This is a genomic window from Arthrobacter sp. 1088 (assembly GCF_031455315.1).
Lineage (GTDB): Bacteria > Actinomycetota > Actinomycetes > Actinomycetales > Micrococcaceae > Arthrobacter.
In genome coordinates, this window is record NZ_JAVDSM010000001.1 from 431,483 (window position 1) to 446,914 (window position 15,432).

The window sequence follows — 15,432 nt, forward strand, 5'->3', positions numbered from 1 at the left end:
TCCGTAAACTGTTGTCCATGAACACCGCATCCCTCCTCGCTGTCTGCCGTGTCCACCAGTTGTTGCCGGACCCGGAAGGAAGCGTTGGCGTCACGGCGATAGATAAGCGTCCTGTGGAAGGCCCCGTGAAGATCCACAAGCTCGGCGTACACGGCGACGTCCAGGCCAACAGGTTCGATCACGGCGGTGAAGACCAGGCCTTGTATGCCTATTCCCAGGCGGATGCCGATTACTGGTCGGCCGCACTGGATCGTGAGCTTCCAGCCGGCGTCTTCGGGGAGAACCTGCGCGTGGAGGGAATCGAGACCACGGGAGCCGTCATTGGTGAACGTTGGAAGATCGGGCTGGAGGTGGAGGTGGAGGTAACGTCACCGCGCGTCCCGTGCGCCACCTTCCAGCGCTTGCTGGACGAGCCGCAATGGGTGAAGCGATTCACGCAGGCCGGGCGGGTTGGAACCTACCTGCGTGTGATCAAGACGGGGACGGTCTCCGCGGGAGACCACATTCACCAGCTGTTCGTACCGAAGCACGGCATTACTGTTGGCCAGTGGTTCAGCGAGCCCACGCCGGACATGGTGCAAACCCTGCTCGATGCCGAGGCGGACGGGGAGATCCGGCTTCAGGACGAATACCACGGGAAGTTCGAGAAAGTCCTTCGGCGAAACGGGTTCTAAGCCTTCTTGAACGGGCTGCCGGGCCTGTTGGGGTGCTGCCTGGAGACTTCATGGAGACTGCATGGAGTAGCCGAGGAGTCCGGGTGTGCTCAAGCTCACTTGGTCTCCATCAGCACTCAACTCGCGGTGATGGCACTCTGTGCCCTACACTTGAAATATCCCCCACTCCGGAAATCCCTTTATCCTGCCCAATTCTTGAGGCAGGACTGGTAAGTGTTGGGGCCCGCAAATGTGTGCGGGCATTTTCATAGGGAGAGCCGGCTAAAGAAAACGCTGTACAGACTGCTGGGATAGCAGCCAAGAGATGCAGCGGGAAGTCCTGCCATGGGATTGCGATAGCGCCGGACTTCTTGCGAAAGCAGGGCACCTTTGCCTGGCTCTTCGCGACGAGTAATGCGGCCAAGCCCAACCGGGCCGCGCCGACTGCCCTATGGATGAGGAATTTCCCCCTATGACCGAAAATCTCAACGAAAACTTCGACGCCCCCAACGCTGAGTCTGCTGACGTAGCAGAGACCGCCGCTGAAGGCACCGCAGTAGAAGCACCGGCCGCCGCCGCTGCCCCCGTCGAGAACGCTGCACCCGAGTCTGCAGCCCCCACCTTCACCGAAGCTTCTGCCCCCAAGGTGGAAGACGAGGAAGAAGAAGGCGTCCGCTTCGTCGATCTTGGCATCGATGGCCGCGTTCTGGCCGCACTGCAGGATGTCGGGTATGAAAAGCCGTCCCCCATCCAGGCAGCCACCATCCCGCTGCTCCTCGAAGGCCGCGACGTCGTCGGCCTGGCCCAGACCGGTACCGGCAAGACTGCAGCCTTCGCTGTCCCTGCTCTGTCCCGCCTGGCGGAGCTGCACGACCTCAACGGCCCGTCCCGCAAGACCCAGGCATTGGTCCTGGCGCCGACGCGTGAACTCGCCCTCCAGGTTGCTGAAGCGTTCACTTCCTACGCCAAGCACATTGACGACTTCACCGTGCTTCCCGTTTACGGTGGTTCCGCTTACGGTCCCCAGCTGGCCGGCCTTCGCCGCGGTGCACAGGTTGTTGTCGGTACCCCCGGCCGTGTGATCGACCACATTGCCAAGGGCTCCCTGGACCTCTCCGAACTCCAGTACCTGGTGCTGGATGAAGCTGACGAGATGCTGCGCATGGGCTTCGCCGACGACGTGGAGCAGATCTTCCAGCAGACTCCGGAAACCCGCCAGGTTGCACTGTTCTCTGCCACCATGCCGGGCCAGATCCGCCGCATGTCCAAGCAGTACCTGAACAACCCTGCTGAAATCTCGGTGAAGTCCAAGACCACCACCGGTGCCAACACCAAGCAGCGTTACCTCCAGGTCATGGGCCCGCACAAGCTGGACGCCCTGACCCGCATCCTCGAGGTTGAAGACTTCGACGGCGTCATCGCCTTCGTGCGCACCAAAATGGCAACCGAGGACCTCGCCGACAAGCTGAAGGCCCGTGGCTTCCAGGCTGCCGCCATCAACGGCGACATCCCGCAGCAGCAGCGCGAACGCACTGTTGACGCGCTGAAGGAAGGCCGCATCGACATCCTGGTTGCTACCGACGTCGCAGCCCGTGGCCTTGACGTTGAGCGCATCAGCCACGTCATCAACTACGACATCCCCCACGACACCGAGTCCTACGTCCACCGCATCGGCCGTACCGGCCGTGCAGGCCGTTCCGGTGACGCGATCCTGTTCATGACGCCGCGGGAGAAGTACCTGCTGCGTTCCATTGAGAAGGCTACGCGCCAACCGGTGGAGCAGATGCACCTGCCCACGGCCGAGACCGTGAACACGCTGCGCCTGGGCAAGTTCGCTGAACGCATCACCGAGACCCTCGAGTCCGAGGATGTTGCAGCATTCCGCGACCTCATCTCCTCCTACGAGGAAGAGCACAACGTACCGGCCTCGGAGATCGCCGCTGCACTGGCCGTCATGGCACAGGGCGGACAGCCGCTGCTGGTCAAGGAACTGCCTGCAGCTCCTGAGTACCAGAAGCGCGAGCGCTCCAAGGATGGCTTCGGCTCCCGTGGCCCGACCCGTGCACTCACCGAGGGCAACGCCACCTACCGGATCGCCGTCGGACGCCGTCAGCGCGTCATGCCGGGCTCCATCGTGGGCGCCATTGCCAACGAAGGTGGCATCTCCTCCGCACAAATCGGTGGCATCGACATCCGCTCGGACCACTCCCTGGTGGAGCTCCCGGCAGACCTCAGCCCCGAGCAGTTGCGCGCACTGTCCCGCACCCGCATTGGTGGCGAACTGATCCACCTTGAGCTGGACAACGGACGCAGGCCCAACAGCGACCGTGGCAGCTACGCCGGTGGTGGCGCCGGTGGCCGTGGTGGCTACGGCGACCGCGAAAACCGTGGTGGCGGCAACTTCAAGGGCAGCGGTGGCTTCAAGAAGGACTTCCGCAAGTCCGAAGGTGGCGAGCGTTCCTCTGCCGACCGCGGCGGCCGCACGTACAGCGACCGCTCCGAGCGCACTGCAGGCAGCTTCGGCGATCGTGACCGCGGCCAGGCCAGCGGCTCCCGCTTCGGCGGACACGGCGACGGCGCCCGCAAGCCCCGCAGCGGTGGCGAAGGCGGACACCGCGACTTCAACCGCAAGGGCAAATGGTAAACACTGGTCAAGTGGTAAACACTAAGTAGTTCCCGTCAGGGGGTCGGCTTTCGGGCCGGCCCCCTGTGGCGTTTAACCCGTCAATTCCGGGCCTTGTTCGATATACGGGGCCTTGAACGACGGGTATTTCGAACAAGACCGGGATTTCTGCGGAGGTCCTGGAAGCCTTGGAACGGCCGGAGTGCCGCCGTACGATCGAGGTGCTACGAGTGGCGTAGCTGCGAAGAGCCTGAGGGTCGCAAGCTGAATGTAGGAGGGTTCCGATGGGATTGCTCGACAACTTGAAGAAGAACCTGGGCCGTGGTGAGAAACATCACCCAAGCCCGGATGCCAGTGTCCCGGATGCCAGCGTGGTGGATGCCGGTGAAAAGGATCACAGGAACCAGGGTGCGGCCGCCGCGCCGGACACCTCCGTTGATCCTGCCGACCAACCCGCTGCCGACCGCTCCGCTGCCCACCCCTCCGCTGTGGACCGCTCCGCTGTGGACCAGGCGGCAGAGGATGCTGCCGCCGTCGATGCTTCTGCTTCGAGCAAGGCGGCCGCGGAAGCTGCCGCAGCCCAGGCCGCCGAACAGCAGGCGGCGGCCAACGCTGCAGGCGCTGGGATCGCCGAGCAGGCGGGCTTGGAGCCGGAAGCCCCTGAGGTTCAGCCAGTGGCCCGCCAGGCGGCCTCTGAGGCCGCTGCCGAGGCAGGACAACGTGGTCCAGTCGCCCCGCGCGTCACGGAGGTGGTGGTGGAGCCCGGCGATACGATGAGCGGCATCGCTGCGCAGTTCGGGGTGGACCTCGGAGCCCTGATCGCAACGAATGCTGACACAGTGCCCAACCCGGATCTCATCTACCCCGGACAGGTGCTCCGGCTGCCCTGATTTGGACGGTATCTGGATCAGGAAAACGGCGTCTGCGCAAATTGTGTCGGCGCCGTTTTTCCCCGGATTTTCGCCGATTTGTAGCTTCTGAAAACGTCCGGTAGAGTATTTACTCGTTGCCCCCCTAGCTCAGTGGTAGAGCGCGTTCTTGGTAAGAACGAGGTCACCGGATCGATTCCGGTGGGGGGCTCTGAATGAGGGCCTGTGTCAAGGCGGTTTTGACCGGCTTGACACAGGTTTTTCTCATTCGTGGCGGTGTAGCTCAGTTGGTTAGAGCGCACGACTCATAATCGTGAGGTCGGGAGATCGAGCCTCCCCACCGCTACAGAGCAAGACCCCGCAGGTATCATCTGCGGGGTCTTTTCATTTGCCCGACCGCGCCACCTTTCCATCTGGGACAGAATGGGTGCATGAGCCGAATCGCAATCATTGGCGGCCACGGCAAAGTGGCCCTTCATCTATCCCGGATTCTTAGTGGCGAAGGTCACGATGTCACGTCGTTCATTCGGAATCCCGATCATGTGGCAGATGTCACGGAGACGGGAGCCACTGCGCAAGTGCTGGACGTGGAAAACTCGACGACGGCGGAACTCGCCCAGGCGCTCGAGGGCCACAATGCCGTGGTCTGGTCGGCGGGGGCCGGTGGGGGTAACCCGGCCAGGACCTATGCCGTGGACCGGGACGCCGCCATCCGATCCATGGACGCAGCCAAGGAAGCCGGCGTTAAGCGTTACGTGATGGTGTCCTACATCGGCAGTGCCAAGGATCATGGCATTCCCAAGGACCACCCTTTCTTCCCTTATGCAGAGTCCAAAGCAGTGGCCGATGACTACCTGCGCAGTAGCGGCCTGGACTGGACGGTGCTGGGACCGGGAACCTTGACCGAGGAGCCGGCGTCCGGGCTGATCGAAGTCAACCCGGCCAACCCTGGCAACGGCACCGGGACGTCCCGTGCCAACGTTGCTTTGGTGGCCGCTGCCGTCCTGGAACTTCCCGGCACTATCCACCGGACCATCACTTTCAAGGATGGAACCGTTGACGTGGTGGACGCCCTGACCACGGATTGACGTGGTCCACGGATTGACGTGGCAAGGGATCTACGGACCCCGGGATAGGTTGGTAGGTAGCTTCCGTGGGCCAGGCCTGCGGGAAGCTCGTACAACTTCTGGGGAAGCGGGAACATGGATCAGCTGGCACTCATTATCGGATTGCTGCTTGCCACGGTGCTGGCCGTCGGCCTGGGGGACAGGCTTCGGCTTCCTTATCCGGTCCTGATGCTGCTCCTGGCTGTTGCGCTGACGTTCATTCCCGGCTTTCCTGAGTTTGAGATTTCGCCGGAGCTGATCCTGCCGATCTTCCTCCCGCCGTTGCTCTTTGCCACTGCGCAGAAGAGTTCCTGGGCCGTTTTCCGCGTCCGGTGGCGGACGCTGCTACTCATGGCTGTCGCCTTGGTGGTGGTTTCCACCGCGGTGGTGGCTGGTGCTGCGTGGCTCATGATTCCTGGTATCGGGATCCCGGCAGCGATTGCTTTGGGAGCCATGGTGGCGCCGCCGGATCCCGTTGCCGTGGAGTCAGTGGCTGGCCGCGTTCACATGCCCAGGCGGCTCATTACTGTTCTGCAGAGCGAGGGCCTTTTCAATGACGCCGCCGCAATCGTGATCTTCCAGGCAGCAGTCGCTGCCACGGTGTCCGGTAGCGAAGTGGGCCCCAATGTCATCCTGCAGTTTGTGGTGGGTGCTGCCTTGGCAGTGGTCATTGGCATCGCCATGGGCTGGCTGACCAAGTTCATCACCAAGCTTGTGACGTCCATGGTGGCACGCAGCGCGGTCACGCTTGTGGTTCCGTTCGCTGCGTACATCCTGGCGGAAGAGCTGCACGCATCAGGTGTGGTGGCCGTCGTCGTGACTGCCCTGGAGCTGCAACGCCACGCGCGGCCGCAGGACGCTGCTGAGCGCATTACGCGGACAGCCTTCTGGGACGTGGTTGAGCTGCTGGCCACCGGACTGGCCTTCGGCCTGGTGGGCTTGGAGATCCGTCACGTCATCCGTGACGAGGGGACGGCGATTTTCGGGATGATCGGCGTTGCCGTGGTGATTTGCATCCTGGTGTTCGTTGTCCGCTACCTATGGCTCGGGCTGCTTGCGCTCACGGCCCATCGGCGGCGGAATCTGCTGCAGCCGACCTCGCCCAAGGAAGTACTCATCCTGACATGGTGTGGAATGCGTGGGCTGGCCACCCTGGCCCTCGCTTTGGCGCTCCCCGTGACCCTGCCTGATGGAAGTGACTTTCCCGCACGGCACGAAATCCTCGTCATCGCCTGCGCCGTGCTTCTGGCCACGTTGGTACTGCCGGGCCTGACACTTCCCTGGCTGATGCGGGTCCTGAAAGCCACGGAGGACGGTTCCCATGAAAAGGACGCGGCACGCGTTCTGGCCAAACGTGCGCAGTCGGCAGCAGTCTCGGCGCTGAAGGACCATGAGCTCATGAAGGAACTCCCGGCGGACAAAGTGGCACTGGTCAAGGAAAAGATGCGCCGGCTCCACGCAGAGCTGCTGGATGGGACGTTGCGCAACGAGTCAGCGGCGGAGAAACGCAAGCGGGGCCGTGAACTTGCCATTGCCGTGCAGACGATCGCGCTGGATGCCGCCCGTCAGGAAGTGGTGGAGGCACGTAATGAACCCGGGACTGATCCTGAAGTGGCAGATCGTGTCCTGAGGCAGCTGGATTTGCGCACCATGTCAATGCCGGAATAGCACCGCGCAGGCCCGGGTTGCAGTCGGGCGCTGGACACGATCAGGAGGCGTCCGCGCGCTTCGGCAATGACGAGGGGGAGAGGTCCAGCGCGTGCTCCTCGACGTAGTCCAGGGCGTGGCGGATCGCGCCGAGGGACACAATGCGGTCACCGAGGGTGGAGGTTGCCAGCCGCGGGGGAGTGAAGGTGAAGTCCGGCAACTGCTTTTCAATGGCTGGGATCAGTGCATGGGCAGAGGCTGCGACGGCTCCCGCAATAACCACCAGCTCAGGGTTGACCAAGGTACTGATCGAGCCGATGACACGGGCCATGCGGTGCGCCACACGGTCCAGGGCCTGACGGGCGGCGTGGTCGCCTTCCGCGGCTGCCTTGAAAACCATCTCCGCTGTTAACGCTGCAGGATCATCCCCGCAAAGTTCCCGCAGCTTCGTGGTCGGGGTATCGTCAAGCGCTTCCCGCCCCCACAGCACGGCGTAGTGGGCGATGCCGTACGTGTCGCCCACGCCGTCAACGGTGTCCAGGTATCCCAGTTCCCCAAAGCCGCCAAGCTGCCCGTGGAGCAAACGGCCGGATTCGAGGATTCCGGAACCCAGGCGGTCGCCTGCCAGCATAACCACGAGGTTGTCGACTCCCTGCGCGGTGCCCTGCCACCGTTCCGCGAGGGCTGCGAGGTTGGCGTCGTTTTCCACGAGTACCTGCCAGCCATGCCGCTCTGCAACAATCCCGCGGACATCGAAGGATTTCCAGAATTCCTGGACGGTGAGGACCTCGCCGTCGCGGCTTACCGGGGCAGCAACTCCCACAGACACTGCAAGGATCGAGTCTGCAGGTACGCCGGCCTTTTTCAGGACGTCTGCTGCGATCCGGTCCAGCACATCTGCGCGCTCATTGGCAGAGACGTTGTACGTGCGGAAGGGCATCGTGACCTGGGATAAAGGTGTTCCGGCCATGTCGGCAACTATGGCGGTGATCTTATTGGCGCCGATGTCGATTCCGAGCACGCTGGCCGCGTTGTCGTCGAAAACAAAGCGGCGTGCCGGCCTGCCCTTGATGTAGTCTCCGGCCCCCCGCTGGTTTTCCAGTTCCTGGAGCCAGCCGAGCCGGACAAGTTCGTCGCAGATGGAAATGACCGTGGCGCGGGAGAGTCCGGTGGAAGCCATGAGTTCTGTGCCTGTTACCACACCGGCACCACGCATGGCCTTGAGCATCGCGCTGGCATTGACCCTGCGAACCAGCTGTGTTGACGGCGCAATCCCGATCAGCATTCGGCGCTCCCACCTTTTCAGCCGCCTACCGGAGTGATAGAGCGGTCTCTCTAAATTTAGTGCATAAATTTAGATGACGACGTATTTCCCCCAAAGCTTGACCATGTGGCGCTCCTCACTAAATACTAGCGATAGGTCATAAATTTACCTCCTATCAAAACTCCGGTGGAGGTCGAATACGACCACCTCCCCCCACGGCATAGCGGCCACTGGGGGTCCGCAAGACGAAAGGACTATGGAGTCTGTGAAAGCTACGCGCAAGAAACGCATGGCAGCGATGGGCCTGGGTCTGGCTCTTCTGGCCGGCCTTCTCTCGGGCTGCACCGGGGAACCGGGCAAAGAGACCATCCGCTTCACCTTCAGCAAGCGGGAGGCAATCGGATTCATGACCAAGCTGGTTGCCGACTACAACGCTTCCCAGAACGAAACCGAGGTAGTCCTGGACACCTCGGGCGTCGACGTCGTGTCCGCGAGTTTCGTCCGCGGCAATCCACCGGACATCGCGCTTGCGAACTACAACATGGAGACGTCCCGCTTCGTCCAGCGCGGAGCGTTGAGCGACTTGTCCGGCACGCAGGCCGCCTCCCGCGTCCGCGAAGACCTCCAGCCGCTGATGGACCAGTACGGTTCCTATCCGGAGCGCACCAGTGCCCTGCCCTACTCAGTCATGGCGTCCTCAGTGATTTACAACAAGGAGATCTTCGCTGCGCACAACATCGCCGTGCCGAAGACCTGGAGCGAGATGATCGCGGCGTGTGAAGCGCTGAAAGCCGCTGGCGTGACGCCGTTCTATGCCACATGGAAGGACGACTGGACGATCGCCCAGGGGTGGTTTGACTACTCCGTAGGCGGGCAGGTGGACACCATTGACTTCTTCAGGAAGCTTGCTGCCGAGGGCACGAAGGTTGGTCCGGAATCCCCGGTGTCATTCCAGAAGGACTTCAACCAGCCGGTGGAGAAGATGCTGACGCTAGCGAAGAACTACGTCAACAAGGATGCTGCAAGCCGCGCCTACGGTGACGGTAATCTTGCTTTCTCGCAGGGCAAGGCGGCTATGTATCTGCAGGGGCCCTGGGCGTTCAGCGAGATCGCCAAGACCGCCCCGGACCTCAAGCTCGGAACCTTTCCCCTCCCGATGACCGAGGACCCCAAGGATCTGCGCGTCCGGGTCAACGTGGACCTCGCGGCCTGGATTCCCGAGGCGTCCAAGCACAAGGACGCTGCGCGCACCTTCCTCGAGTACCTGTACCGTCCAGAGGTAATCGATGCCTACAACAAGTCGCAGTTGGGCTTCACACCCACCAAGGACTCTGCAAATGTTCCGGATCCCCGGATCGAGGGAATGGTGGAGTACTACGAGAAATCGCAGGTTTACCAGGGCCCCTCGGTACTCGTTCCGCGCACCATACCGATCATGAACTACACGCAGGCAATCGTGTTCGGCGCGTCCCCTGCATCCACCCTCCGCACACTCGACGCAGATTGGGCGCGCCTGGCCTTCCGCCAGTAGTGCAGAACATAGGAAGTCAGAATCATGTCCAGTATCAGCACCTCAACCACATCCGGGCAGAGCCGCCAAGGGCAGCGCAGCAGGCGGCGTGTGGAACCGATCTTCTACTTTTTCCTGGTACCCAGCCTCATCCTGTTCACGCTAGCCATCACGATTCCGGGCATCATCGGTATCTTCTTCAGCTTCACGGACTCCATCGGAATTGGTGATTGGGAGTTCATCGGCCTGACAAACTACATAGCGATCTTCAGCGACCCCGCTATCCTGCAGAGTTACCTGTTCACCTTCGGTTTCTCCATCGTTACAGTGATCGCCGTCAACGTGATCGCCTTCCTCCTTGCCGTCGGCCTTACCGCGCGCATCCGGATGAAGTCGGCACTGCGGACCATTTTCGTCATCCCGATGGTGGTTTCCGGCATCATCATCGCCTACGTGTTCAATTTCCTGTTCTCGAACTCCTTGCCTGCCGCGGGAGCTGCGGCGGGGATCCCCTGGTTGGAGACCAGCCTCCTGGCAAACCCGGACCTCGCGTGGATTGCGATTGTGGTTGTCACAGCATGGCAGGCGGTACCCGGCGCACTGCTCATCTACATTGCGGGACTTGTTGCAGTGCCCGGAGACGTCTATGAGGCCGCGGAAATCGACGGCGCGGGCAAATTCCAGCAGCTGCTGAAGATCACCCTTCCGTTGGTGGCCGGTTACGTGGTCATCAACATCATTCTCGGGTTCAAGGGCTTCCTGAATGCTTACGACATCATCGTCGGGCTGACGAACGGCGGCCCCGGGACCTCCACCCGGAGCATTGCGATGACTGTCATTGCCGGCTTCAATGGCGGCGACTACGCCTACCAGATGGCCAATGCGACGATCTTCTTCGTGGTCGCCATCCTTATCTCACTCCTGCAGCTTTCGCTGACTCGCGGACGGAATGCACTCTGATGACCAAACAAACCACCCTCGCAATCGAGGACTCCTCCCACGTTGAAACCATCACCGCTCCAACCAGCCGACGGCGGTCGGCTCCGGCGATCGAACGGGTCAACTGGCCGGCAACCACGGTGCTCGTCCTGTGCGCAGTGACCGTGCTGCTTCCCCTCTATGTCACGGTGTCCATGGCCTTCAAGACCCAGGGGCAGGCTGTGGATGGCAACGCCTTCTCATTTCCCGCCCCCTTCAGCCTCGACGGTTTCATCCAGGCCTGGACCCTGACGAACTTTCCCGTCGGTGCCGCGATGTCATTGCTGGTGACTGCAGGGACTGTCCTCGCCACCATCGTCCTTGCTGCATTCGCCTCCTATGCGATTGTGCGCAACTGGGAACGCCGGTTGTTCAGGTACTCGTTCTTCTATCTTCTCGGAGCGATGTTCATTCCGTTCCCGGTGGTTGCATTGCCGCAGATCCAGCTCACCGGTCGTCTTGGGCTGGACAACCCGTTCGGCGTTATCCTCCTGGCCACCATGTTCCAACTGAGCTTCAGCGTGCTGCTCTTCACCGCATTCCTGCGTTCCATACCCATGGAACTGGAAGAGAGTGCCCGGATCGATGGCGCTACGACATGGCAGACATTCTGGAAGCTGATCTTCCCGCTGTTGGCGCCGATGAGCGCCACGGTGGGTATCTTCGCCTTCCTCTATGCCTGGAATGACTTCATGATGCCGTCGTTGATCATTTCCGATCCGGCGCTGCAGACCCTGCCGGTACGGCAAAACCTGTTTCAAACGCAGTTCAGCAACAACTACCACGTGTCTTTCGCCTCCTACCTGATGGCGATGGCGCCCGCGATCGTCGCGTACCTCTTCACGCAGAGGTGGGTCATGGCTGGCGTGACACAAGGTGCCGTTAAGGGCTAGTGGATGTTGACCTTCCGTGCCCAGCGTTTCATACTGGTCCGGGATATAAATTTAGATTCTAAATCAAAGGAGTTTCGTGAGCACTTCCGCCACTCAGGCACACCGTACCGACGCAGAGCGAATGGCTGATCCCAACTGGTGGCGCCAGGCGGCTGTTTACCAGATCTACCCGCGCAGCTTCTCCGATTCCAACGGCGACGGCATCGGTGACCTCAAGGGCATCACCGCCAAGGTCCCGTACCTGAAGGAACTGGGGATCGACGCCGTTTGGCTGAGCCCGTTCTACCCGTCGGCGCTTGCGGATGGTGGCTACGACGTCGATGACTACCGCAACGTGGACCCCAAGCTGGGGACGCTTGAAGATTTCGATGAGATGGCCGCAGCACTGCATGCCGCCGGCATCAAGCTGGTGGCCGATATCGTGCCCAACCACTCTTCGGACCGCCATGAATGGTTCAAGGAGGCCCTGGCATCGCCCAAGGGTTCTGCAGCGCGGGAACGCTACATCTTCCGTGACGGCAAGGGGAAAAACGGCGAGCTTCCGCCCTCGGATTGGGACTCCGTGTTTGGCGGACCGGTCTGGGAACGCATCACCGAGCCCGATGGCACTCCCGGACAGTGGTACATGCACATCTTCGCCAAGGAGCAGCCCGACTTCAATTGGGACAACTCCGAGGTTCGCGAGGACTTCCTGAAGACCCTGCGGTTCTGGTCCGACCGCGGCGTGGACGGCTTCCGCATCGACGTCGCACACGGCATGGCCAAGGATCTCTCCGAGCCGTTGCCGATGAAGGCAGACCTCGAGGCCCGGGCCCACGGCACGGACGGCTTCGTAGACGGGTCACACCCGTTCTGGGACCGCGACGAAGTCCACGAGGTCTACGCGGAGTGGCGAAAGCTCTTCAACGAGTACAACCCGCCGCGCACTGCAGTAGCAGAGGCCTGGGTCCACGAATCGCGTCGCGCCCGCTATGCCAGCCCTGAGGGACTGGGCCAAGCCTTCAACTTCGACCTCCTGCAGGCCGACTTCGATGCGCCTTCCTTCCGGACCATCATCACGGAAAACCTGATCGCGGCCAAGGAAACCGGGGCGTCCTCCACCTGGGTGTTCTCCAACCACGACGTCGTTCGGCACGCCACCCGCTATGGACTGCCCAAGGGCGGTTCAGTTGCCAAGGGAACCAACGCCGCCCAGGATGTCTCGGCCAGCAAGCCAAAGGGCCAGGACGGCAAAGGCTGGCTGCTGGCCGGCGCGCCGGCGGAAGAGCTCGACGTCGAACTGGGCTTGCGTCGTGCCCGCGCCGCCACGCTGCTGCTCCTCGCGCTACCCGGCTCCGCCTACCTTTACCAAGGCGAAGAGCTTGGCCTGCAGGAAGTAACCGAAATTCCGGACTCCGAGCGGCAGGACCCGTCCTTCTACCGCAACCCAGGCGTGGAGATCGGCCGCGATGGTTGCCGCGTTCCGCTGCCGTGGACCGCAGAAGGACCCTCCTTTGGCTTCGGAGAAGGCAAGGCACACCTGCCGCAGCCGGAATGGTTCGCCAAGTACGCGGTGTCCGAGCAGGAAGGACGTGAAGGCTCAACGCTGGAGCTCTACCGCAAAGCACTGCGCCTGCGCAGGGAACTGCAGAACGACGAGGAACTCGAATGGGTTGAGACCGGAAACCAGGACGTTCTGCACTTTAGCCGTCCGGGCGGTTGGGAAACGGTAACCAACTTCGGAAGCGAGCCCTTCGCGCTTCCGGCGGGCACCGTCGTCGTGAGCAGCGGACCGCTGGAAGGCGGCCTGCTCCCGGCCGACACCACTGCCTGGGTGGTCCGCGACGCGTAAGCGCCGGGCAGCCAACTGATTGAATACATGGATGAATAATGCGAACGGGCGCGGGCGCCTGATCTACGGCTGCATGGGTCTTGGCGGTCCCTGGGACGGAACGTCCTATGGTGCCGCGGAGATTGAACAGGCTGCCGCAGTCATCGAGGCAGCACAAGGTATCGGCATTGAATTGTTCGATCATGCTGACATCTACCGCAGCGGCAAGTCCGAAGCCGTCTTCGGGGAAGTCCTCGCCCGTTCGCAGGGCCTGCGCGGGAAGATCCTGCTGCAAACCAAATGCGGGATCAGGCTGGGGGAGCGCGGGCTGGACACGCACTACGACCTCAGCCGGGAAGCCATCCTTGAACGGGTCAATGAAAGCCTGAAGCGCCTTCAAACGGATTACGTAGACGTCCTTCTCCTGCACCGCCCGGATCCCTTGATGGATCCCCGCGAGGTGGCGGACGCCGTCGGGCAGCTTGTTACGGAAGGCAAGGTGCGGCAGCTGGGTGTGTCCAACATGTCCGGCGCGCAGATCGAGTTCCTGCAGGACTCCCTTGAGATGCCCATCATCGCCAACCAACTGGAGATGAGCCTGCTGCGGCGGGACTGGCTGGAAAGCACCGTACTGGTCAACCATGCGGACGGGCTGGGCTTCAACTTTCCGCATGGGACCCTGGAGCTATGCATGGCCAAGGGGATTGAGCTCCAGGCCTACGGCTCCCTGGCTCAAGGGCGCTACACAGGGGCGCCGTCCGGGGAAATGTCGCCGGCCGAGTCCGCTACGGCTGAAATGCTTCAGCGGCTCGCGCGGGAGAAAGGCACTACGCCTGAATCGGTACTGCTGGGGTGGCTGATGCGGCATCCGGCGCGGATCTCTCCCGTGCTGGGAACCACCAACCCCGGGCGGATCGCTGCCTGCTCTGATGCCGCCTCCGTGGCTGCCGCCATGTCCAGGGAGGAGTGGTACGGCCTGTGGGTGGCGGCCCGGGGAAGCAACATCCCCTAACGCGCGTTTTACCCAACTGAGTCGCAGGTGTGCGCGTTATGACGTCTCAAAACGCGCTTAACTGCGACTCAGATGGGCTACAACAGCAACACATACGGGCCCCTACGAAACGCGAGCGACCGGGGCCACCACCGAGTAGGTGCTTGAATCACCCTGGATGGCCTGGCTTGCCTTGCCGTCGATGCTCACGGGAATGTCGCCGGCAATGGTGACGCGATTGAGCTTGCGCGGCTGCCCATCGTAGTTGTCCGGGGCGTAGTGCTGGGTGATCCGGTTGTCGAACAAGACAACCTGGTTGGGCTCCCAATTCACCCGCACCACGTTCTCCGGGCGCGTCACATAAGCCTGCAGCAGCCTGATGATGTCCCGGGATTCTGTGTTGGACAAGCCAACGATCCGAAGCCGCTGCGCGAAGCCCCCAATGAACAATCCGCGCTCGCCGGTCAACGGGTGGACCCGCACCACGGGGTGGGCGGTTTCGAACTTCAGGCGGGTGAACTCCTTACGGCGCTCCTCGGCATTCTGGTGCTCAAGGTTCTTGGGCACGGAGTAGTCGTAATCGTTGGTGTGGATGGCCCAGAGGGTGTCCGCGAAGTTGCGCAGTTCCTCCGGCAGGTCCTGGTAGGCGCCAGCGGAGGAAGCGATGAGCGTCTCCCCGCCATAGGCAGGCAGGTCGATGCTCCGCAGTGTGGAGGCCTGCGGCGGATTGACCACGAAAGTAACGTCCGTGTGCCAGTTATTCGCGGAGCCGTTCTCACTGTCCACCGGCAAGACGTTTTCTTCACCTTCCACGGACGCAACCGTGGGATGGGCCTTGGTAAGCGGTCCGAAATGGCTGGCGAACTTCACCTGGGCTTCGTCTGTGAGGATGTTGGCCTCCCGGAATACCAGGGCCTTGTGCTCGTTCAGCGCGCCCCGGATCTGGGCGATCGTGTCCTCGCTGAGGTCTCCACTGATATCGAGTCCCCGGATTTCCGCGCCGATGCGGGAGCCCAGCTTGGCAAATTCAAGCTTGGTTTCGGTAATGAGGGTCATTGTTCTTTCCTTACTTTGTGATGGGTTGTGGC

The 15,432-nt window shown here is 62.1% G+C and carries 12 protein-coding genes and 2 tRNA genes; 12 read left to right on the forward strand and 2 right to left on the reverse strand.

Going from position 1 to position 15,432, the window contains the following annotated elements; genetic code table 11:
* Nucleotides 1–17: 17 nt before the first annotated feature.
* The 7 genes from J2Y41_RS01920 (at nucleotide 18) to J2Y41_RS01950 (ending at nucleotide 6,919) form a co-directional block, all read left to right on the forward strand.
* Nucleotides 18–674 carry an MOSC domain-containing protein gene (locus J2Y41_RS01920; protein WP_309925705.1) on the forward strand — a complete coding sequence of 219 codons (657 nt, stop codon included), beginning with the start codon at nucleotides 18–20 and terminating at the stop codon, nucleotides 672–674.
* 451 nt (nucleotides 675–1,125) lie between these two features.
* On the forward strand, nucleotides 1,126–3,297 hold the full coding sequence (locus J2Y41_RS01925; RefSeq protein ID WP_224165037.1) for a DEAD/DEAH box helicase: 2,172 nt from the start codon (nucleotides 1,126–1,128) through the stop codon (nucleotides 3,295–3,297).
* Nucleotides 3,298–3,560: 263 nt separating this feature from the next.
* The gene (locus tag J2Y41_RS01930) at nucleotides 3,561–4,166 is read left to right on the forward strand and encodes a LysM domain-containing protein (protein ID WP_309925709.1); all 606 of its coding nucleotides are present in this window, start codon (nucleotides 3,561–3,563) and stop codon (nucleotides 4,164–4,166) included.
* 118 nt (nucleotides 4,167–4,284) lie between these two features.
* Nucleotides 4,285–4,356, forward strand: a tRNA-Thr gene (locus J2Y41_RS01935).
* 61 nt (nucleotides 4,357–4,417) lie between these two features.
* A tRNA-Met gene (locus J2Y41_RS01940) sits at nucleotides 4,418–4,491 on the forward strand.
* A gap of 85 nt (nucleotides 4,492–4,576) precedes the next feature.
* On the forward strand, nucleotides 4,577–5,233 hold the full coding sequence (locus tag J2Y41_RS01945; protein ID WP_309925713.1) for an SDR family oxidoreductase: 657 nt from the start codon (nucleotides 4,577–4,579) through the stop codon (nucleotides 5,231–5,233).
* Between the two features lie 114 nt (nucleotides 5,234–5,347).
* Nucleotides 5,348–6,919 (forward strand): Na+/H+ antiporter, encoded by a 1,572-nt coding sequence (locus tag J2Y41_RS01950; protein WP_224165034.1) that lies wholly within the window; start codon nucleotides 5,348–5,350, stop codon nucleotides 6,917–6,919.
* A gap of 40 nt (nucleotides 6,920–6,959) precedes the next feature.
* Here the strand turns inward: J2Y41_RS01950 and J2Y41_RS01955 are convergent, their stop codons facing one another.
* On the reverse strand, nucleotides 6,960–8,183 hold the full coding sequence (locus J2Y41_RS01955) for an ROK family protein (RefSeq protein ID WP_309925717.1): 1,224 nt from the start codon (nucleotides 8,181–8,183) through the stop codon (nucleotides 6,960–6,962).
* A gap of 235 nt (nucleotides 8,184–8,418) precedes the next feature.
* Between J2Y41_RS01955 and J2Y41_RS01960 the strand changes: the two genes are divergently transcribed.
* The 5 genes from J2Y41_RS01960 to J2Y41_RS01980 all read left to right on the forward strand — a co-directional run bounded on the left by J2Y41_RS01960 (nucleotide 8,419) and on the right by J2Y41_RS01980 (nucleotide 14,365).
* Nucleotides 8,419–9,693 (forward strand): extracellular solute-binding protein, encoded by a 1,275-nt coding sequence (locus tag J2Y41_RS01960; RefSeq protein WP_224165032.1) that lies wholly within the window; start codon nucleotides 8,419–8,421, stop codon nucleotides 9,691–9,693.
* Between the two features lie 24 nt (nucleotides 9,694–9,717).
* Complete coding sequence (locus J2Y41_RS01965) at nucleotides 9,718–10,632, forward strand: sugar ABC transporter permease (protein ID WP_309925720.1); 915 nt, start codon at nucleotides 9,718–9,720, stop codon at nucleotides 10,630–10,632.
* On the forward strand, nucleotides 10,632–11,543 hold the full coding sequence (locus J2Y41_RS01970) for a carbohydrate ABC transporter permease (RefSeq protein WP_309925722.1): 912 nt from the start codon (nucleotides 10,632–10,634) through the stop codon (nucleotides 11,541–11,543). The genes J2Y41_RS01965 and J2Y41_RS01970 overlap by 1 nt, the downstream gene beginning before the upstream one ends.
* A gap of 76 nt (nucleotides 11,544–11,619) precedes the next feature.
* Nucleotides 11,620–13,374 (forward strand): alpha-amylase family glycosyl hydrolase, encoded by a 1,755-nt coding sequence (locus J2Y41_RS01975; RefSeq protein WP_309925724.1) that lies wholly within the window; start codon nucleotides 11,620–11,622, stop codon nucleotides 13,372–13,374.
* Nucleotides 13,375–13,405: 31 nt separating this feature from the next.
* Nucleotides 13,406–14,365 (forward strand): aldo/keto reductase, encoded by a 960-nt coding sequence (locus J2Y41_RS01980; RefSeq protein ID WP_309925726.1) that lies wholly within the window; start codon nucleotides 13,406–13,408, stop codon nucleotides 14,363–14,365.
* Nucleotides 14,366–14,467: 102 nt separating this feature from the next.
* Here J2Y41_RS01980 and J2Y41_RS01985 read toward each other — a convergent pair whose 3' ends face one another.
* Nucleotides 14,468–15,400, reverse strand: coding sequence for a TauD/TfdA family dioxygenase (locus tag J2Y41_RS01985; protein ID WP_224088380.1), 933 nt, complete (start codon nucleotides 15,398–15,400; stop codon nucleotides 14,468–14,470).
* Between the last annotated feature and the right edge of the window lie 32 nt (nucleotides 15,401–15,432).